Annotated in this window: 20 protein-coding genes and 1 pseudogene; 13 read left to right on the top strand and 8 right to left on the bottom strand. The window is 63.2% G+C overall.

Going from position 1 to position 18,610, the window contains the following annotated elements; genetic code table 11:
- On the top strand, positions 1 to 93 hold a 93-nt coding region (locus tag MF609_RS15775), incomplete at its 5' end, for an integrase catalytic subunit (protein ID WP_242417109.1).
- A gap of 126 nt (positions 94 to 219) precedes the next feature.
- Here the strand turns inward: MF609_RS15775 and MF609_RS15770 are convergent.
- Together MF609_RS15770 and MF609_RS15765 are read right to left on the bottom strand one after the other, a co-directional pair.
- Positions 220 to 591 carry a response regulator gene (locus tag MF609_RS15770; RefSeq protein ID WP_018250464.1) on the bottom strand — a complete coding sequence of 124 codons (372 nt, stop codon included), beginning with the start codon at positions 589 to 591 and terminating at the stop codon, positions 220 to 222.
- Positions 591 to 3,350: a PAS domain S-box protein gene (locus MF609_RS15765; RefSeq protein WP_018250463.1), complete on the bottom strand. Its 2,760-nt coding sequence runs from the start codon at positions 3,348 to 3,350 to the stop codon at positions 591 to 593. Before MF609_RS15765 ends, MF609_RS15770 begins: the two co-directional genes overlap by 1 nt.
- 476 nt (positions 3,351 to 3,826) lie before the next feature.
- Between MF609_RS15765 and MF609_RS15760 the strand changes: the two are divergent.
- The 4 genes and pseudogenes from MF609_RS15760 to MF609_RS15745 form a co-directional block, all read left to right on the top strand.
- Positions 3,827 to 4,339 (top strand): annotated as a pseudogene (locus MF609_RS15760) (Mu transposase domain-containing protein); the annotation flags it as partial.
- Positions 4,326 to 5,054 (top strand): IS21-like element helper ATPase IstB, encoded by a 729-nt coding sequence (gene istB / locus MF609_RS15755; protein ID WP_061781607.1) that lies wholly within the window; start codon positions 4,326 to 4,328, stop codon positions 5,052 to 5,054. The pseudogene MF609_RS15760 and the gene istB, both read left to right, overlap by 14 nt.
- A gap of 399 nt (positions 5,055 to 5,453) precedes the next feature.
- Positions 5,454 to 6,479, top strand: a complete 1,026-nt coding sequence (locus MF609_RS15750) for an IS110 family RNA-guided transposase (protein ID WP_242417108.1) — start codon at positions 5,454 to 5,456, stop codon at positions 6,477 to 6,479.
- 157 nt (positions 6,480 to 6,636) lie between these two features.
- Positions 6,637 to 7,503, top strand: a complete 867-nt coding sequence (locus MF609_RS15745) for a phage head morphogenesis protein (protein ID WP_242417107.1) — start codon at positions 6,637 to 6,639, stop codon at positions 7,501 to 7,503.
- A gap of 30 nt (positions 7,504 to 7,533) precedes the next feature.
- Here MF609_RS15745 and MF609_RS15740 read toward each other — a convergent pair whose 3' ends face one another.
- Both MF609_RS15740 and MF609_RS15735 read right to left on the bottom strand, forming a co-directional pair.
- Complete coding sequence (locus MF609_RS15740; protein WP_156442232.1) at positions 7,534 to 7,776, bottom strand: hypothetical protein; 243 nt, start codon at positions 7,774 to 7,776, stop codon at positions 7,534 to 7,536.
- A 163-nt stretch (positions 7,777 to 7,939) separates the two neighbouring features.
- A complete protein-coding gene (locus MF609_RS15735; protein WP_066667130.1) occupies positions 7,940 to 8,143 on the bottom strand; it encodes a hypothetical protein in 204 nt (67 codons plus the stop codon).
- A gap of 225 nt (positions 8,144 to 8,368) precedes the next feature.
- Between MF609_RS15735 and MF609_RS15730 the strand changes: the two genes are divergently transcribed.
- On the top strand, positions 8,369 to 8,611 hold the full coding sequence (locus MF609_RS15730; RefSeq protein WP_156444659.1) for a hypothetical protein: 243 nt from the start codon (positions 8,369 to 8,371) through the stop codon (positions 8,609 to 8,611).
- A gap of 26 nt (positions 8,612 to 8,637) precedes the next feature.
- Here MF609_RS15730 and MF609_RS15725 read toward each other — a convergent pair whose 3' ends face one another.
- From MF609_RS15725 to MF609_RS15715, 3 genes are all read right to left on the bottom strand, one after another.
- Positions 8,638 to 9,147 (bottom strand): sigma-70 family RNA polymerase sigma factor family protein, encoded by a 510-nt coding sequence (locus tag MF609_RS15725; protein WP_156442234.1) that lies wholly within the window; start codon positions 9,145 to 9,147, stop codon positions 8,638 to 8,640.
- A gap of 24 nt (positions 9,148 to 9,171) precedes the next feature.
- Positions 9,172 to 9,546, bottom strand: coding sequence for a hypothetical protein (locus MF609_RS15720; RefSeq protein ID WP_066667121.1), 375 nt, complete (start codon positions 9,544 to 9,546; stop codon positions 9,172 to 9,174).
- Positions 9,547 to 9,673: 127 nt separating this feature from the next.
- Positions 9,674 to 9,964 carry a hypothetical protein gene (locus MF609_RS15715; RefSeq protein WP_183937291.1) on the bottom strand — a complete coding sequence of 97 codons (291 nt, stop codon included), beginning with the start codon at positions 9,962 to 9,964 and terminating at the stop codon, positions 9,674 to 9,676.
- 857 nt (positions 9,965 to 10,821) lie between these two features.
- Here MF609_RS15715 and MF609_RS15710 point away from each other — a divergent pair.
- The 5 genes from MF609_RS15710 to MF609_RS15690 all read left to right on the top strand — a co-directional run bounded on the left by MF609_RS15710 (position 10,822) and on the right by MF609_RS15690 (position 15,069).
- The gene (locus MF609_RS15710) at positions 10,822 to 11,277 is read left to right on the top strand and encodes a DUF736 domain-containing protein (RefSeq protein ID WP_066667206.1); all 456 of its coding nucleotides are present in this window, start codon (positions 10,822 to 10,824) and stop codon (positions 11,275 to 11,277) included.
- Between the two features lie 76 nt (positions 11,278 to 11,353).
- Positions 11,354 to 12,520 carry a DUF2493 domain-containing protein gene (locus tag MF609_RS15705; RefSeq protein WP_082730931.1) on the top strand — a complete coding sequence of 389 codons (1,167 nt, stop codon included), beginning with the start codon at positions 11,354 to 11,356 and terminating at the stop codon, positions 12,518 to 12,520.
- A 744-nt stretch (positions 12,521 to 13,264) separates the two neighbouring features.
- On the top strand, positions 13,265 to 13,597 hold the full coding sequence (locus tag MF609_RS15700; RefSeq protein ID WP_066760017.1) for a hypothetical protein: 333 nt from the start codon (positions 13,265 to 13,267) through the stop codon (positions 13,595 to 13,597).
- 317 nt (positions 13,598 to 13,914) lie between these two features.
- Positions 13,915 to 14,169: a hypothetical protein gene (locus tag MF609_RS15695; RefSeq protein ID WP_066667205.1), complete on the top strand. Its 255-nt coding sequence runs from the start codon at positions 13,915 to 13,917 to the stop codon at positions 14,167 to 14,169.
- 318 nt (positions 14,170 to 14,487) lie between these two features.
- A complete protein-coding gene (locus MF609_RS15690) occupies positions 14,488 to 15,069 on the top strand; it encodes a hypothetical protein (protein WP_066667203.1) in 582 nt (193 codons plus the stop codon).
- A 178-nt stretch (positions 15,070 to 15,247) separates the two neighbouring features.
- On the opposite strand, the gene MF609_RS15685 is transcribed toward MF609_RS15690, so the two are convergent.
- Positions 15,248 to 15,472 (bottom strand): hypothetical protein, encoded by a 225-nt coding sequence (locus tag MF609_RS15685; protein WP_066667202.1) that lies wholly within the window; start codon positions 15,470 to 15,472, stop codon positions 15,248 to 15,250.
- Between the two features lie 530 nt (positions 15,473 to 16,002).
- Here MF609_RS15685 and MF609_RS15680 point away from each other — a divergent pair.
- Together MF609_RS15680 and MF609_RS15675 are read left to right on the top strand one after the other, a co-directional pair.
- A complete protein-coding gene (locus MF609_RS15680; protein WP_066667201.1) occupies positions 16,003 to 16,293 on the top strand; it encodes a ribbon-helix-helix protein, CopG family in 291 nt (96 codons plus the stop codon).
- Positions 16,280 to 18,610 (top strand): type IV secretion system DNA-binding domain-containing protein, encoded by a 2,331-nt coding sequence (locus MF609_RS15675; protein WP_066667199.1) that lies wholly within the window; start codon positions 16,280 to 16,282, stop codon positions 18,608 to 18,610. Before MF609_RS15680 ends, MF609_RS15675 begins: the two co-directional genes overlap by 14 nt.

Raw genomic sequence — 18,610 nt, 5'->3', positions numbered from 1 at the left:
GCCCCGGAAGCGGCGACACCGCCATTGCCGGCCTCCGGTTCCGCTTCGCTCCACCTCCGACCGGCAATGGCGGCGGAGACGACAATGCACTAACTATCAACCCGGACCACCCGGTGGGGGCTGCTCATAATCACCACTCCTCGGCGGTCACCCCCTTTCCCTCAAACGATGGTATTCCGGGATAGGAGCGTTCTCCCAGGTACCCCTCGCCTGCGGAAATCAGGAACTAAGCCGATCAATCTCTGACAGCACGTATCGAGGGTCAAAAGGTTTGGCGACGAAGAAAGAGTGTTCCGGCAGGTCAGCTTGTGAAGGACGGACGTTACCGGAGACAACCGCGATCAGCATTGGCGGGTACCTATCACGAACGTAGCGTGCAAGTCGCAGACCATCCATCGATCCCTTCATCTGGATGTCTGTCAGGACAATTCCAATCTCGGGATGATCGGCTATGATCTTGATCGCTTCGTCGCCGTCCTCAGCTTCAAACGCAATAAAACCACGGTCGCTGAAAAAATCCATCAGATCGTGACGTATAAACACCTCATCTTCAACGATGAGGATTGCCCGTGGCGGAATTGCCTGACCCATTACGCGGTTACCAATTCGCCTGCACCGACTAACGGCGCTTTGATCCGAAATTCGACACCTTCAGGCGGGTAGCTCAACACCGTCTCGCCCCTGAAGTACGATCGCAGCGAACGTTCGATTAGCCGCGTTCCAAAGCCCCTGCGTGTGGGGGGCGAGACGGTCGGACCGTCGCGCTCCTGCCATAGCAAGGTGAACTCTGGGTTTGCGTCATATCCACTCACCTCCCACGTCAACGTCACGGTGCCGGTATGGTTGCTCAGGGCACCGTATTTCAGCGCGTTGGTGACCAGCTCGTGGATTGCGAGCGTGAGGGCGAGTGCCGACTGCGGATTGAGACGCACCGCGGGGCCATTGATCGCGATCCGGTCCCGCTTATCGGCAACGGCCGCCAAGCCGGCTTCCAAGACCGTATCAAGGTCCGACGCTTCCCACGATGTCGCGGTCAGCACATCCGTCGCCCGGCCCAAGGATGCCAGACGTGATGAGAAGGCAGCAGAGGCATCCTCCAGTGTCACCGCATCACGCAGCGTCTGGTTGGCAATCGACTGGATGATGGACAAGACGTTTTTCAATCGATGGCTCAATTCGCCATTGAGCAGGAGCTGCTGCTCACGCGCCTCCTGCAAAGTCGTGTGATCACGCGATACGGACAGGATGCGCACCACCTCGCCGTTCTCGCCGAAGATGGGCGAAACCGACACCGACCAGAATTTCGGGGTGCCCAGGAATGTGTCAGCTGCGATCTCGAAATGGGCCGATCGACCCGCTCTTGCCGCTGCAAGCGCCTCTTTGCCCAGACCAACGCCGTCATTCTTCAGAAAACTCGGCCAGAAGCAGCCTTTGACCGCGTTGAAGTCGCTGATCTCCATCACCTTCATGCCGCCATCGCTCATGAAGGTGAGATCGCCGTTAAGGTCGAGCACCTTGATACAATCGGTCGAGGCAGCAAGAACGCTGCGCATAAAGCTTTCGCTTTCGCGCAGGTCCTGTTCTGCCCGGCGGCGCTCAATCGCAACCCGGATACGACTGGCCGCCTCTGCGACGAATGCCACCTGCTGCGTCGTCCATTGGCGCGGAACGTTATCGTTCACGAAGAAGATCGCGACGGTTCGACCATTCCCCACCACCGGAAGATTGATCATCGTTCGAACGGCGAGGCTTTCGAAAATGTCCGCTCGAGGCGATGTTCGTGGATCATACCGCACATCGGGAATGACGACGGGACGACCAGCCCGGAGGTCGATAGCGTAGTCACCATAATCATCGACGCGGTACTGACCGACAAGCCGGGGACAGCCATCCGCCGTCCAGTGCTCCGGCACGGTAATCATTTCCCCGTCTGCATCCAGCGTACCGTACCCAGCCCGAACCACGCCGAGCGTCTTGGCCACGATCTCCGTCGCCTGATCGATCGCATGTTCCATATCGGATGACTCCGACAGAACGTGCCCGATGTCGGTGAGCGCCTCGCGCTTTTTCTCGGCGCGGATGCGATCCGTCACTTCGAGGAAAATGACGGTGAACCGATCCTCCCCAATGGGTTGGCACACCCCGTCATACCAACGATCCAGCCCTCCGAACTGACGGGTAAAGCGCTTGGCTTCGCCGGTATCGACAACCTCGGCGAACTCGTTGACCCATACGTCCTCAATTCCCGGGAAGAGGTCGCGCATCGTCTTTCCGATCGCCGTGCCCCGCTCGATACCCACCAGGCTATACCAGGCGTCGTTCACTTCCTCATACCGCCAGTCGCAGATCCTGCCGTCTGCATCGCGCACGACTCTGGCGAGGATGAAACCCTCTTCGAGCGTCTTGAACAGGGTGCGCCATTTCTCCTCATTGGCCTGCAACCTGCCGGTGGCGCGGGCTTCCACCTCCCGCAGGGCTTCGCTCGCGGCATGCGCTTCGGTGCGATCACGCAGCACCTTCACATAGCCGACATGTTGGCCGTGCTGGTCCATCAATGGGGACGTCACATCGACGGCCAGTATGCGTCTCCCGTCTTTGCGAACCATCCAATGCTCAACAGACGCTCGGCCTTCGTCGTGAGCTTGCGCCAGATCCAATGCCAGCCTGCCGGCGCTGATATCTACGTCGGTGAACAGGATCGAAGCGCTCTTTCCAATCACTTCGTCCCTTGACCAGCCAAGCACGTTCTTCGCGCCGGAAGTCCATTCAACGATATGGCCATCGAGATCGGTCGTGACGATCGCGAAATCCTGAGCGCTGTCCATGATGGCGCGCTGCCGCGCCTCGGATGCGGCGACCTGCCGTGCCGCAAGACGTTGTTCGAGTTGCGCCATGACCTGTCGAGCCAGGACGCGGATCGAGCGTATCTGTACGTCCGACAATTGCCTCGGCTGGTAGTCGAGCACACACAGCGTCCCGATTGGAAGTCCGTCGTCCGTCTTTAGCAGTGCACCGGCATAGAAGCGGATGTGAGGCTCGCCGGTAACCAGGGGGTTGCACGCAAACCGCGGATCGGCCGTCGCGTCGGGAACAAGGAGGAAATCCTGCTCCAAAAGCGCGTGCGCGCAGAACGACGTATCCAGCGGCGTTTCGCGAACCCCCAGACCCACCTCTGCCTTAAAGAACTGGCGGCACTCCCCGATCAGATTCACGACCCCGATCGGCGCCTCGCAAATCGCGGCGACCAGCTCGGCCAGCTCGTCGAAAGCCGACTCTCGCGGGGTGTCCATTACCTCGAATTTTGCGAGCGCCGCCAAACGCCGCTGCTCACGCGCTCCAAGATCAGTCATTGTTTACCACGATTTGCCCTTCCGCGGCACGCTAGCATCCAGATCGGCGCCTCGCCACTATCGAGAACATCATAGAAACAACCTCCAGTTCTGTAGATTGAAATGCTGGCGCGAGGAGCCAGCGAAACGGCACCGTCTCGTTTGGGAAGGTTCAGGGAGACGGCTGACGGTCGCAAGGCGCACCGGACGGTAGGGAAATAGCCGTTTTCCCAAAATATGTTCCCGATTGCTCCTTCCCGAAATGGCCGGTTGGAGACGGAGAAATGGGACGATCCCGCCCGTGCAATGAACCCGCCTTTAGCATCCGCCCGGAGCGGATAATGTGAGCAGCCATGTCCGATTGCGAGCAGCCCCGGATGATGGCGAGCACGCTGGCAGATAATTCGAGCAGGATGCCACCCGCCAGTGGCAGAGAGCGTGAGCAGAAAACCGGCTGTTTGCGAGCAGACGCCGCTACGATTGCAAGCGCCTACAGCTACTCCGTCTCCGCCCGGGCGGTTCGGCGGGCTGTCCAGGTCCGCGCCTATGCCGACCGCATCGTCGTGCGCTGCGACGGCCAGGTCGTCGCCGACCATCCCCGGTTCTTCGGGCGTGACCGGACCATCTACGACCCCTGGCATTACCTGCCGGTGCTGGTGACCAAGCCGGGCGCCCTGCGCAATGGCGCGCCGTTCCAGGGCTGGGAGCTGCCGCCTGCGCTGTCACGACTGCGCCGCAAGCTCGGCGCCGGTGACGATGCCGACCGGCGGTTCGTGCGCGTGCTGGCAGCCGTGCTCGACGACGGGCTGGAGGCGGTGGAAGCGGCCGTGCGCGAAGCATTGCTGGCGGGCACCGCCAGCGACGACGTCATCGTCAACATCCTGGCCCGCCGACGCGAGCCGCCCCGGCCGCTGACCATCGTCACGCCCGAGGACCTGGCGCTGCGCCACCCGCCGCGTGCCGACTGCACCCGCTATGACAGCCTGCGAGGCCTCCATGCAGCGGCATGAGATGATGACGGCCATGGCGGACCTTGGCCTCAAGGGCATGGCTGGCGCCTTCGACGAGGCCGTCACCACCGGGCTGCAGCGCAAGCGCACGACCATGGAGATCCTGACCGACCTGCTGCGTGCCGAGGCAACGTACCGCCATGCGGCGTCCGTCCGCTACCGGATGTCGGCCGCCAGGCTGCCGGCGGTGAAGGACCTCGACGCCTTCGTCTTCGACGACACCCCCATCAACGAGGGCCTGGTGCGCTCCTTGCACAGTGGCTCGTTCCTCCCCGGCCGGCGCAACGTCGTGCTGGTCGGTGGAACGGGCACCGGCAAGACGCATCTGGCCACCGCGATTACCGCCAACGTGGTGCGGGCCGGCGCCCGCGGGCGCTACTTCAACACGGTCGACCTGGTGAACCGGCTCGAGGAGGAAACGCGCCTCGGCAAAGCCGGTGCGCTCGCCAACCAGCTCTCCCGGCTCGACCTCGTGGTGCTCGACGAACTCGGCTACCTGCCCTTTGCCCGCTCGGGCGGTCAGCTGCTCTTCCACCTGGTCAGCAAGCTTTACGAGCAGACCTCGGTCATCGTCACGACGAACCTCGCCTTTGGCGAGTGGCCGACCGTCTTCGGCGACCCCAAGATGACCACCGCGCTGCTCGACCGCATTACCCACCACTGCGACATCGTCGAGACCGGCAACGACAGCTGGCGCTTCAAGCACCGCAGCTAACGCCCGGAACACCCGGCAGAGAACGCTTCGCGCTGGTTGCGCCTCCGGTCGGGCTACGCCCGCCCTACGCCGCAACCAGCGCGAACGGTGCGCCCGTCATACCCGTCACGCTGCTCGACGAAGGGGGTCCCTTTTGCACGCCGATAGGGGGTCCTTTTTGGACGCCGATTGACAGTCGTCGATGCGCTGATCGCGCGCGCGCCATGCGTCGGCGAACAGGAGCCAGGTCGTCGACGGCCTCACTACCGTATCCATGCTGCGTCTTCCTCAAGGGCTGGCATAGCCCTCCCTGAAACCAAAGGGGTCGGCAAGCGCCGGCCCCTTTTATGGATGGCTCGCCCCTTATCCGAACCGTTGTTGCTTCACGACAGCGGGTCGTTTGCGGAAGGAGCGAAGGTCATGGACGTTTCAGTGCTCGGGATCGATCTTGGCAAGAACAGCTGCAGCGTGGTTGGGCTAGACGCCACTGGCAAGGTTGTCGTCCGCCGGCGAATGCGGCGTGAGACGGTCGTCACCTACGCGGCGACCTTGCCGACTTGCGTTGTAGCAATGGAAGCCTGCTGCGGTGCGCACCACATGGGACGTGTCTTGGCGAGACAAGGGCATGCAGTGCGATTGATGTCGCCGGAATACGTCCGGCCTTACGTCAAGGCGCAGAAAAACGATGACCGTGATGCTGAGGCGATCGCGGAAGCGGCAACCCGGCCGACTATGCGGTTCGTCGAGTTAAAGACCGAGGAGCAACTCGACATGCAGACGTTGCATCGCATCCGCGACCAGCTCGTCGGGGACCGCACCTCGTTAATGAACCAGATCAGGAGTCTTCTCCTCGAGCGCGGTTACATCGTCCCACAGGGACGTGCAAAGCTCGCCGTCCGGCTTGGCGAGATGCTGGATGGTGACGAACCAGTGCTCGGCCCGCGCATTCACCGGCTGGTGAGCGACATGCGCTTGCGCTGGGCTGCCCTCGACGAGCGGATTGAAGATCTCAACGCTGAGTTCACCGAGGCTGCTCGCACAGACGAGCGAGCGCGGCGCCTGCTCACTATTCCTGGCATTGGTGCGCTAAATGCAACCGCGCTGGTGGCAGCCATCGGCGACGCCCGGACCTTCGGGCGCGGTCGCGACCTTGCCGCATGGTTAGGCTTAGTGCCACGCCAGGCAACGACCGGAGGCAAACCGCGGTTGCTCGGTATCACCAAGCGTGGGAGCCGTTACCTGCGCAAGAACCTGATCCAAGGTGCGCGCGCGTCCCTGCCGGTCATGAGCAAGAGCGATACGCGACTTGGCGCCTGGCTACGCGGCCTCCTCTCACGTTCTCATCACAACACCGTCGTGGTGGCATTGGCCGCCAAGATGGCGCGTATCGTGTGGGCGCTGCTGCGACACGAGCGCACCTACGATCCGGTTGCACAAGCAGCCTGAACAAGCTCGGCCGGCGCGCCTTGCGCCAGCTGGATGATGTCTGCGGGAGGTGAGTGAAAGATGGCCTGACAGTCGACCGGTGTCCCGGAACCCTATGGCTAAAAATGGCACTCGATGCCGGCCCCTTTATGAGGACCAGGACGCGCGGATCTCCATCTTGGCCAACGACCTCGTGTTGGAAGGCCGGATACGTTTTCGCAGACTGCTTAGAACATCAGACACAAACCACTTGCCGACGGGGCGAGCCATACGTTTTTGCCTGCGGACCGCTCCCGCGAGCGACACCGAAATAGCAGCGTGTCACCCGCCGGCCGTGCGGATAGACCAAGACATGATTATCGCAGCAGACGACATCGTCGACTGGGTTTCGGATCGCGGCGATCTCCTGATCGCAGCATGGACCCCGCAGATCGCGGCAATGACCGACTGGGAAGTGCCCTATGCCGAGGCGCTCGCCGGTGAGCTTCATGACGGGATGGTCACGTCACTCCTGCGCGGAGGCGCCGAGGCAAACTTCCTCAACCTGGTCGCGAGGAGTAACACCGGGCTCGACCCTCGAACGGAGCGCGACCTCGCCGAGCGCTTTTTCGGCGTCACGCTGAAGCTTGCTCGCGCTGCCCACCGGCACGCGCAGGACGGCAAGGCGACCGCCCTCCCCTTCAAGTACGGGACGATCGTAGGCGACGCCCGCACAGATTCCTCGCATCTTCCGCTGGCCAACGTGCTGCTCCCCCGCGAGCATCCGTTCTGGACGCGGTGGCAACCGCCGTTCGGTATGGATTGTCGCTGCGGGACCATCGGCATGACGAACGGCCAGCTTGCCCGGTCCGGCCGGAGCATTACCCCCGACGAGGCACTGCCCGCGATCGAGGCGCAGCTGCGCGACACCTGGCCCGCCGAATTTCGACCGCTGCTCGATTTCCGACAACCGCTGGCGACGGCGACGCCTACACAACCGACGATCACTTTGTCGCAGCAGCAGCTCGACGACATTCTATCCGCTTTCAGGCCTGATACCGACTAACCTATCACGCCGTGGCGCGATCGCAGCTAGTCAGACAGCATCGCCTCTGCGTGATGCGGCCTCGTTCACCCAGCGGCCAAGCAATGCCTGCCCTGCGGTCACCACCGCGCCGCCCATGCCCAAAGCGAGAAAGGCACCGAGGGCAACAGCCAGTGGCTCAAGGCGGCCGGCAAAGGTGGCGCGCGCGAGATCAACGGCCCAGAGCGCGAAAATGACATCCACCGCGACCAACGCCGCAAGGATGCAGAAAGAAACCGTCAGACGTAACTTCACTCGCCTGCTCCTATTAAGCAGCGTACCGCAGACGTGCGGTAACCGCATACTTATCGCACAAGCAGCGCCGATTGAGAACGAGCGAATTGATAACATTGGGCCATGCCTCGATAGACGATGGTGCGTCAGCGTTTGGCGTCACCACAGCCTGTTAAATACGCGTTCAAGAGGGCGGGAAACCGGCCTCGGCCAAAATATCATACCCTGTTACGTGCCGCGCGATCATTATGCTTTTCGGGACGAGCACGAACATAAAAAGGAAGAACGATATCAAGCCGCCTGCATAATGATTTGCCAGGAGGAATAGCGGCAGCGAAGTTATGCCTGCAAGCATAAAGGCTGCGATCCCCCGAAGTGCCTTGTTCATCCAACAGACTCCCATCGCTGACTTGATGATTACCAGTCCGGCCCGAAGGCTGGAAGAGGTCGATGGCGCGCGATCACCATGGGTGGTGGCGCACGAGGGTAGATTGCTCGCTCCGGCTTTCTTGCCGTCGGCTACGTGGCTACGTTGACGACCATGGAGGACAGCGCCGTGCAGCCAATCGAACGCGACACCCGACCGCAGTCTCTTGAGGACGTGGAGCGGAGCATGCGGCGCATCACCGATCGCTATACTTGGAAGCGGGTCTTCCTGTTCGCCGCCCTGTTCATCTGGCTCTTCAATGCCTATGCCGCCCTGCCCTACGTCGACGGGCGATCGTACATCGCCGTTTGGGTCGTCGCCTGCATCGGTTGCTGGACGGCGTCGGGCTGGCTGCTCGACCTGCCCCGGCTGATGTTCCCGGAGGTAGAGGCCTTTCGGCACTTGCGCCGCCCAGCGCCGCGCCAATAGCCGAGCGCTCACTCCATCGGCATCGATCAGATGATCGACACGCCAACCTCAGCGGCGAACACCATCAACCCGGGCTCGCCGAAATACTGCGCGTAACCAGGCCGCGGCTCGGGCGCCGAGTTCACGAACCGAGCGGGCTGACAGCGCCACCCCCTGCTATGAGGCCGAAGCGCCGCGCGCGGGAGCCATGCGATCAGAGCTGGCGCATGGGCGTCTTGTGACGTGAAGAACGGCATGGCGAGGATCATGTCATCGTGGAAGGCGGTCAGCCGGCCCACATAGCCATAGGCGCTCTTGTCGGTCTTCTCGTCGCTCGCGTACTTGCCCTTGACCTGCACCGGCCGGACGATCGTCGTGTTCGTGGCCGGGCGACTGACGATCATGTCGAAGCCGTTATCGCGGCGAGGGAAATAGATATCCCACCCTGCGTCGGCGAGGACGCCGGCGACGTACATCTCCGCGAAATAGTCGCGCACTCGAGCTGGTGGCTCATAGCCGCGCGATGCCGTTTCATTGATCTCGGGTTCGCCAGTCACGTGCAATTTCCTTGAGCGGCGAACCTATTTGCGCTTGTGCGGACCGGCCTTTCGCCCCGCTTCGTAACGCCGTTGCCATGCATCAGCCTTTTGCTTCTCGGCGATGGCGGCAATCCTTAGCGCTCGGTCCTCGTCCGACATCGCCAAGATTTGTTGCGTCCGCGTCTCAGTGGCACGTTCATCAGCGCGCGCCTTCAGCACCACCGATCCCACAAAGGCGGCTCCAACGCCGAGCAGTACCAAACCGATCGTCGCGACGCCATGCCAGCCAGTACCCAGCAGGTAGAGCAGGAACACGAGCGCGACGATGCCAGATACCATGATGCCGATCGCGCTGCGGACCGCTGCCGCACCGAACAACAGAATGGCGATGATGACGAGCAGCAGGATGACGATCATGGGTCGATGCTGACCTAAACCCAGGTGCGAGGCAAACGAGATCGCGCCCTCGCGCCCAGTTGCCGCGTGATCCTAAACGACACCTTCGGTGACCACGTTCCAGTCGGTTGAAATCGCAGGGTAGCGCTCAGACAACGCGTTGATGCCAGTAAGCGACCTGAGCCAGCGTGGCGAGGGGAAAGGGAGGCGGTAGGCCGTCGCCGCAATACTGGAGGCAGAGAATCCAGCAGCACGGCCCGGCCCGGAAGATCGGTTCGAGCACGTCGCTGGAGTCGGCTGACGATCGACGGGTAACGGCGCCGACTGCATTGCTTTCAAGCAACTGCCAGAGGGTGAACGGCGGGCCAGCGTAGGTGACCCATGCGATGCCATTTGCATCGATCGTCGCGCTCAACAGGCCTTTGTCGAATGTCGACATGACGATGATCCCGGTTGCCCCTCGTATGCCGGACATCGTGGCTGCATCTCGGCATAAGGGGAAGATGGGTGAGGGCCATCCCCGCCCGGTGGGCGGGGCCGGGCTCTAGTCGGCAAGAGCCGACCGGAGCCCCGCAAGAGCGGGTCTCCGCCCTGACGGGTGACGATCCCTTGTCCGGGTCCCGGAGACGACCCCACGGCGCTCCTGAGGCGATCTACGCGGATGTGAGAGGCTTGCCCCTCCCCTAGCCCCAGAAGTCACGCGCGCACGACGTTCACCGCTGGCAGCCTTCGGCTGTTGAATCATGCGCTAGGCGCATGATGAGTGCTTTGTGGGCCTATGTTCTCATCGCACCCTGCGCCGTCTCCCAGTGTCTCGGCGTGCCAGACCCGTCCGACGGGGTCGGCGTCAAAGGAGAATTGCCCGCAAGCGGGCAATGCTTTTGTTTGTTTGAAGACGCCTCAACAAGAATACCGGGCCTAAAGGCCCTACGGTTTCCACCGCTAAAGCGGCGGAGCCTCCGTCATTCATGTTGACCCCGCCGGCCGTGCCTGCCTCTTGAGCCCCTGCGAGGACGGCTCCGGGTGCGATGAGAACAGAGGCCGGGCCTTGCCCATCAGCACAGTAAAAGGGGAATTGATCGCTTGGGCGATCAATACGCCTTTGATTTGTTTATTTACGCTCCCTAGTCAGGAGCTATTTATGCTCGGACTCACCGTGTACGATGACTTTAGTGTCAAGAAAACAATGCGCTTCAATACTTATAGGGGAAGGGGTAAAAGAAAGATGCCGGAAGGGGAAAGGCCCCAAGCACCGGCAAACAGGGGGAGAGGCCCCCGCAAATAGGAGTTAAGATCATGAACATCGGTTCCTTCAAGTCGGTCAATGGTCAGCTGCTCGGTTCGGTCGCAACCGCCACGATCGACCTCGCTCGCTTGGGTCTCCGCCCGGTCGAGAGCAACAACGAGCGCGCGCCCGCCTTCGAGATCATGGTCCTGAACGTCGCGAAGCGTTGGGTTCAGATCGGCGCGCTTTGGGAAATGACCAGCAACAGCAGCGGCGAGAGCTTCTATCAGGGCAAGCTGGACGACCCGAGCCTCCCCGAACCCCTCCAGATCATGCTCTTTGGCGACGTCGAGGAAGGCTATCGCGTCGTCTGGAACCGCCCCGCCCCGCGGCGCGAGAACCTCGACGGCAGCCGGACCGGTCGCCGCAGCCGCACCAACAACGCCGACGACTTCGCAGGCAACGCGACCGCCGATGGCCGCGTGAGCGACGACCAGACCGCCGACGACTACGTCCCGGCCTTCTAAGCCAGCCAGACGGGCGGGGAGAGGGGTGCAACCCTCCCCCGACCCTAGCCGCCACCAATTGCCAAGGATTGACGCCATGACCAAGGAAACGACCTCGCAGCGCTTTAGCAGCTTTGCCGCCATGGGCGAAGCCCTCGCAACGAGCGACACCACCCGCGCAGACGCCGCCCGCAAGGGATGGGCGACGCGCCGGGCGAACGCCGCGCGCACGGACACCAACGATTGCCACCCCGCCGACGATAACGCCGAGCACAGCGCGACGGCGACCGATGCGGCCGACGAGATCGCGGAGAGCTACGCCGAGGCGACCGCGACGACCAATTTTCAGGACGCGTTCGGCGACGTTGGCGCGCTTTCCATCGTCGAAATGGGGGGCGAGCGGCAGGAACTGGACATGCCCGAGCCGATCGAGGCGCAACACGATTGCGCGGCGATCATGGCGACCCTTTTCGACCTGTTCCGCGACACTCGCCTAGAGGCGAGCGCGCAGGCGATCGCATGGGGCTTCGTCAACTCGTTCCACTACGAGGCGCAGAAGCTGGAACGCGAGGAAGACCGGCTTTGCGCCGACCTTGGCGAGATGACCCGCCGCTATGACCCGTCGGAGATTTACGCGGTCGAGATGGAGGAATTGCAACTCCGCGCCCAGACCAAGACGGAACAGCGCGCCGCCATCGAGTGTATGCGCGATTATGCCGCCGATTGTTACCGCGCGCAGACCGGCCACCCATGGTCCCCGGCGCGCGGATCGAAGGTTTCGAGCGGAGGCACCGCAAGCCAGATCGCGGCAATCGACTTCCTCAAAGCGCGCGCGCAGGACCACCGCGAGAAGCGCAACCCCACCGGCCCGCTTGTCGTCTTTTCGGGCGGCGCAGAGTGGCACGACTGGCAACAGCTTTGGGACCGGCTCGACGCCATCAAGGCGCGCGTTCCGCACATGACCTTGTGCACGACCGCGCAGCGCAAGGGATGCGATGCTATCGCCGCAGCATGGGCCGCAAGCCGAGGCGTCACGGTTGTTGCCTTCACCCCGCAGACGGGCCGCTATGGCAAGCGCGCGGGCTTCGTTCGTAACGAACAGCTTGCCGCCCTTAACCCGGTCGAGGCAATCGTCTGTCAGGGGTCCGGGCTGCAATCCAACCTGTTGCAGGTGCTGAAAACCGCCCGCATCCCGACCCACGCTTTCCGGATCGACGGACAGGCCCCCGCCCCCGTCGCAACCAAGCGCGCCGCGTTCGGTTGAACCCATCGGGCGGCGCGCTTTCCCCCTACGCGCCGCCCATCCCCTTTCCTTGGCAGGAATGACTAGGCCAGCGACGAGAAATCCCCGGCGCTGGCCCCTTTTCGCCACCGTCGCTTTGTGGGGGAAACCCTACTGGTTTCCCCCACGCCAGGTGACCGGGCGCGCACTGCCTTGGCACGGCCCCGTCGGGCCGCGCCTGGTCAGCGCGCGCCCGGTCACCTTCCCCCTTCCGGTAAGGCGCTGCCGCACGCCCGCAGCGCCGGCAGCGCGTGTTCGCGGCTCAACCGCATGTTGTTAGGATCTGCGCGCTAAAGCCGCAGCGTCCACGGCTGACCGGGGGATGACGGCCCGGCCAGCTGGCGAGCGGCACCCGGGATCTGCCACCGCCATATTGGCGACCGTCTTCCCGCTGAAAGGGGTTTCGGGTCAGCCGTGGACAACCCCGCCCCCGCCCCGCTCGCTCGCTTCGGTCCGGCCCTTCGGCCTCCCCTTGCTACGCCTCGGCCGGGGAAGCGCCGGAGCGGGCATTGAGCCCGCCCCGTCGCTGCTGCCGCGGGAAAAACTCTCTCTCAAGTCGTCCCAGTTTGTCGGCCGGGGTGACGAGCCTCAAGGACGGCGGGGCCCCACCATTTTGCTACGCAAAATCGTGACCCCCACCGCCGCTGACGCGGCCGCTACGCGGTCCTTGACCCTCGCCACCCCGACCGACGCGAGGACACCGTCATCAAGACGAAGGAGACGGTCATGAACAGCATCAACACGCAGCGTAGCTACGCCACGCACGAAGCCGGCTATCTGGCCGCTCAGCGCCACGGGTTCCGGACGATCCAGCGACTGGAAGACGCGCTCCGGGAGCGTGACGGATGGGCCGGCCGATACACGGGACGCTTCGATCACGAGCTGGAGGAGATGGTGATCGATGACGACTGCTCCGGGGAGTTCGACGAGGCGCATCAGATCGCCGAGGGCATAGCCGCCGAGGCAGCGCGTGGGAACGCGCGCGGGATCATCATCGCACAGGGCCGCACCGACGAAGCGGCGCTGATGATCCTCGCGGCAAGCCCCTCCCCGGGGTGAGGCTCAAGGCCCGGCCGTCACCCGGCTCGCTCGCATCGGTCAGGTCCTTCGGCCTGCCCTTGCTACGCCTCGGCCGGGGAAGCGCCAGTGCGGGCATCGAGCCCGCCCTGGCGCTGCTGCCGCGGGGTAAACCCTCTATCTCAAGTCGTCCCAGTCTGTCGGCCGGTGCGGCGAGCCTCAAGGACGGCGGGGCCCCACCATTTTGCTACGCAAAATCGTGACCCCCACCGCCGCTGCCGCGGCCGCTACGCGGTCCTTGACCCTCGCCACCCCGACCGACGCGTGATCTCCGTCATGAAGACAAAGGAGGAATGGTTATGCAGGTTCTGTTGTTTCGTGCTCTGAAGGACGCTAATGTCGAGGACGACAAGGCGGCTGCCGTAGTGGCAGCGATCGAGGAGCACGTGGACGTGGCAGTCGGTCAGGCAAACAAGGCGCTCGAGGCGAAGCTGACGGGCATCGACAGCAAGATCGAGACGACGCGCTCGACGCTGACCATCTGGTTCGGCGTGCAGACAGCACTGCTCGCGCTGCTCGGCGCTGCCGCCATCTGGAGCAACTTCCTCAAGTAACTTGGCCGGGCGGCGACGCTCTCCGGTTGCCATTCCAACAGGCCGCTCGGTGATCCGGGCGGCCTTTTTCCTGTCTGCGATCCGCGCGCCCTACCCGGCTCGCTCGCTGCGGAGCGGCCCCTTCGGGCCGCCCTTGCTACGCCTCGGCCGGGAAGCGCCAGTGCGGGCATCGAGCCCGCCCTGGCGCTGCTGACGCGCTCATAAAACCATTCTCCAGCACGCACGCTGACACATTGCTCGCGCCCAGTCTCAGGGGGCCGGGATCGTCGCCGGAGAGGAGAGAGAAAGGGAGAAGCGGTTTCAACGAAGGAGGTCGAGATGACCATCACGTTCCGCGTCGACGACGGCCACAATGTCCTGTCGCCCTCACCCGCCGTTATCACTCCCGACCAGCTCGGCGCGCTCCGCGATCTTGTCGACGAGCATAGCGGCCGGACCGGGGCTCCGATGGTCATCCCGATCCACGGTGAACCAGCCTCCGGGTCGTTCGAGATCGAGGTCCGGGTGTGCCCTCTCGCGCTCGCCTCAATCGCGCGCTGCTTCGACCACGATCCGGCCGTTATTGCCGTCATCGACGAGGCCCAGTTCCGGGCACGCCGCGTCCGCGTCTGGCAACAGGAACCGACCGGCGATCTGCGGCTCGGCCTTGGCCTCAATCCCGATGGCGCACCCGAATTGGAGGTCGCCAACGGGAACGCCTTCGCCCTTCTCGCCAGCCTCGGTCTGGACGAGGAATCGTGCGGCGCGATCCCGCTGTCGCAGCTCCGACAGCGGCTCATGGATCCGCGCATCCGGCGACGGCTCGACGAGGATCCCCAGATGTCTCGATACGTCGAAGCGCTGACCACCATGGCGGCGCTGAAGCCGGTCGAGGGAGAATACCACCTCGCATGGGCCTGACGGCCAAGCGAGCCACGCTCAGCGACCCGCAGGGACGCCCAGCCTATCGGCTGGCGCGTCCCTTTTTTTGCCTGCCAACCTCAAGCCGGCTGCGCCGCGTCCTGACCAGAAAACAGAATGGCCGCATGAGGTAGCAGCCCCATGCGGCCATCGCCGTGACCATCGGCCTCGAACCGGCTCAGGCTTGCGCCATGAGCCGCTTCTCAACCTCGTCGACGCCCAGCGTCTTCACCGCCTTCATCAGCCCCTCCAGTCGATCGAGCGGGACCTTGAACAGCCCTGCCTTCTCGACTGCTCCGACAGCCGCCTCCCGCACCTTCGCCTGATGCGCCTGACGGCGCTCGGCGAGCTTGCGTTCGTCGGCCGCGATCGCGGCCATTTCAGCGTCCAGTGACTTCGCCATAAAGTGTCCTTTTCGGTACGGCTTATCGGCTCTGAACGGGACCGATATAGCCGCCTATGGATCGCACAGGAAGCCACTCGAACGACCATGGAGCGAAACCCTTGGCTATCCCCCTACAAGAGGACCATACGCCCGGCGCGCAGCGCCCTTCAGGCAGCTGCTTTCCGCCTAGCGGCGGATTGGATCCCGGCGGAAAACCGAGGCGATCCCGAGCCGTCTCGACGGACCGGAACAGCCAGAGCAATACGAAGGAATCGGGACTACAGTAGAGCACACCCTACGCAAGCTTCGCTTGCCTTTTCCCGAGCAATTTCAACAGGTTAGCAGATGACGAATGAGGGTCACAATGTGTTACGCTTTGTGGCACAACGTAACACACTCAGAAAACCGCAGAAAACCGCGCTTTTTGCGTGTTACGATGTGGCACGATTTCGAGGCGCAAATCAACGAGCGGCTTGAATGAGCATTGAAGACCCGCTAAAAACTACACCACGGAGTGCCCACCAGCCCCCCTGCTAGGGAGCTGGTTCTTGAGTACCAAAACACACTGCACGGTCCGGATCCCGCGGGATCTACGTGACCAGGTCGATGCGGTAGCGGCACGCCAAAATCGCAGCACGTCAGACGTGATCCGATTGGCGATCGAGCAATTCGTCGCCGGTGCGAAGCGTGCCGACGACAGCCAGCTCCGCCACATGCGCGTGACCGAATATACGCAGATCGCGCTCGACGCGATCATTCGCGAAAACCACCCCGAATTGCGCGACCATTTGATCGCCCAGACTGACCTTCGGATGGAGCAGTATCATGGCGCGCGATGACCCCAAGGCCATGCGGCGTGACATCCGCAATGACGGCCGTCCTATCCCTCAGGAACACCACTCGGCGCGAGGCGAACTCCCCCGCAATTCGGGCAACTTCACGCGTGGTTCGCAGCTCCTAAACACTCAGGTGCTGATGTGGCTGCAGGGGGCCAAATTGCCGATCCTGATGTGGCTCGGCGTGTTCGCTCTCGCCTACGTCATTATCCTGTCCATCACCCTCGATGAAAACAACGTCCAGCTGATCTGCATGCGGGTTCTAGCGGGTCTCTGGAATTGGGTCGCCCTGGACAACCTGAAGCAGGTCGATTTGCGGATGCCCGACAACAGTCTGCACCGCACGATCATGGGCTATGTGCCCTACGTTCCGGAAGTCGCTCGGGCTTGGACGAAAGCCGTCCGCGGGGTGATCGGATCGGCCATGATCGCGTCCTGCGTCACCGTGCCCCTTGCCATCTGGTACGTCGACTTTTCCAAGCGGCGCGGCAAGGCAATGGTTCAGGAGCGTCACGAGCGCGGAGCCATGCTGGTCGAGCGCGATGTCCTCTATGCCGAGATCGTCCAGCACAACAAAATCGAGTTCGTGAAAGAGGCTCAAAGCCTGTTCCCGAACAAGACGCCGGAGCAGGTCCTGAAGCTGCCGTTTGGAGCCCGCAAAGCGGGAGGCATCCACCATCCGTACACGATCGCGGGCATCCCCTACCCGCACCGCCTTGAGCAGTCCCATTCCCTGCTTCTCGGCACGACCGGCGCCGGTAAGACGACCGCCCTCCGCAAGACCATCGCACAGATCCGGCAGCGCCAAGACAGCGCCGTCGTGTTCGATCTGACAGGGGCTTATGTCGAGGCGTTCTACGACCCCGAACGGGACACGATCCTGAACCCGATGGACGCGCGCTGCCCGGCCTGGTCGATCTTCAACGACTGCCGGACCTACAGCGAGTTCACGGCCGCTGCCGCCGCCCTCATTCCGTCCGATGGCGGCTCCTCCGAGCCCTTCTGGGCGCTCGCCGCGCGGACCCTGTTCATCGAGATGTGCATGAAGCTCATCGAGAAGAAAATGACAACGAACCAGGCACTGGCGGACAACCTCATGACGGCCGACCTGAAGCAGGTTCACAAGCACCTAGCCAAGACGATCGCAGACCCTCTGACGGCGCCTGAAGCCGCGCGCATGGCGGAGTCGATCCGCGCCGTCTTCAACACCAATGCGCAGGTCCTGCGCTTCCTCCCCGACGAGGGGCGCACCTACTCGATCAAGGACTGGATGACCGGCGACAAGAAGCCCGGTTCGATCCTCTTCATCACCTCAAATTACACCGATCTCGAGATGAACCGGGCGCTGCTCACGCTGTGGTCGAACCTCGCCATCCACTCGCTCATGACGATGCCGAAAACCCGGTCGCTGCGGACGTGGTTCATGTTTGACGAGCTCGGTGCCCTTCACCGGCTCCCGGCGATCGAAAGCGGCCTGCAGACCGCCCGAAATTTCGGCGGGGCGATGATCCTTGGGCTCCACTCCTTCGACAAGCTGGTGCAGGTCTACGGCGAGGAAAACGCCCGCAATCTGTCGTCGCTCGCGCGCACCAAATTGATCCTGGCTGCGGCCGATCTCGATACCGCGGAGCAGTGCGCCAGATACATCGGCAACCGTGAAATCCGGCAGATGGATGAGGGGTATAGCTACGGCTACAACAACACCCGCGATGCCTCGACCCTGACGCCTCGGAAGCAGGTCGAGCCGCTGGTCATCCCAGACGACATTACGAACCTTCCATCCATGCACGGCTTCGTCAAATTTCCTGACGGCTTCCCTGCCGCGCGCATCCAGCTCGAGTGGGAGCACTACCCGAAGGTCGCGGAAGGTTTCGTCCCGCGGAAACCGCGCGATCCTGACGCGCCTGCGGCGTCTGGTCGCGGAGGTGGTGGAAAGCCGAACAGCGGTGGTGATGACGGCGGGCGTGGGGAGTCGCTGGCACTGTCGGAGGAGGAGGTAGAACCGGCCAACGTCGCGAACAATCTCGCCGCGAATATCCTCTCCCAGCCCAGCGAAGGGGAGGTCGATAACTCCCGTGACGGCCCATCGTCGGAGGCGACGGTGGTGAGCAGCACCGAAGCGGGATCGCCGGCCGATCGCGGCCGGACCAGCGATGATGAGCGTGACGACCGGGCCCGGTCCATGGATGGGCGCAGCGCCCCTGCGCGCAGCGACGAACGGTTGCGTGACGATCCGACACCGACCGCGGAGCGGCCGGAGGATCTGTCCGTCCGCGAAGCGCGTGACGCCTTCCCTGAAGACGACGGGATCGGGCTGTAA

It is taken from the genome of Sphingomonas panni (assembly GCF_022664435.1).
GTDB lineage: Bacteria > Pseudomonadota > Alphaproteobacteria > Sphingomonadales > Sphingomonadaceae > Sphingomonas > Sphingomonas panni.
Note: the sequence above shows the minus strand (reverse complement) of the source record. Positions and strands in the feature narration are given on the sequence as shown.

Coding starts and splice junctions, on each gene's coding strand:
- MF609_RS15770 (WP_018250464.1), bottom strand. CDS start 591: ATGGGTCAGGCAATTCCGCCACGGGCAATCCTCATCGTTGAAGATGAG.
- MF609_RS15765 (WP_018250463.1), bottom strand. CDS start 3,350: ATGACTGATCTTGGAGCGCGTGAGCAGCGGCGTTTGGCGGCGCTCGCA.
- istB (WP_061781607.1), top strand. CDS start 4,326: ATGCAGCGGCATGAGATGATGACGGCCATGGCGGACCTTGGCCTCAAG.
- MF609_RS15750 (WP_242417108.1), top strand. CDS start 5,454: ATGGACGTTTCAGTGCTCGGGATCGATCTTGGCAAGAACAGCTGCAGC.
- MF609_RS15735 (WP_066667130.1), bottom strand. CDS start 8,143: ATGAACAAGGCACTTCGGGGGATCGCAGCCTTTATGCTTGCAGGCATA.
- MF609_RS15730 (WP_156444659.1), top strand. CDS start 8,369: ATGCGGCGCATCACCGATCGCTATACTTGGAAGCGGGTCTTCCTGTTC.
- MF609_RS15720 (WP_066667121.1), bottom strand. CDS start 9,546: ATGATCGTCATCCTGCTGCTCGTCATCATCGCCATTCTGTTGTTCGGT.
- MF609_RS15715 (WP_183937291.1), bottom strand. CDS start 9,964: ATGTCGACATTCGACAAAGGCCTGTTGAGCGCGACGATCGATGCAAAT.
- MF609_RS15710 (WP_066667206.1), top strand. CDS start 10,822: ATGAACATCGGTTCCTTCAAGTCGGTCAATGGTCAGCTGCTCGGTTCG.
- MF609_RS15705 (WP_082730931.1), top strand. CDS start 11,354: ATGACCAAGGAAACGACCTCGCAGCGCTTTAGCAGCTTTGCCGCCATG.
- MF609_RS15700 (WP_066760017.1), top strand. CDS start 13,265: ATGAACAGCATCAACACGCAGCGTAGCTACGCCACGCACGAAGCCGGC.
- MF609_RS15695 (WP_066667205.1), top strand. CDS start 13,915: ATGCAGGTTCTGTTGTTTCGTGCTCTGAAGGACGCTAATGTCGAGGAC.
- MF609_RS15690 (WP_066667203.1), top strand. CDS start 14,488: ATGACCATCACGTTCCGCGTCGACGACGGCCACAATGTCCTGTCGCCC.
- MF609_RS15685 (WP_066667202.1), bottom strand. CDS start 15,472: ATGGCGAAGTCACTGGACGCTGAAATGGCCGCGATCGCGGCCGACGAA.
- MF609_RS15675 (WP_066667199.1), top strand. CDS start 16,280: ATGGCGCGCGATGACCCCAAGGCCATGCGGCGTGACATCCGCAATGAC.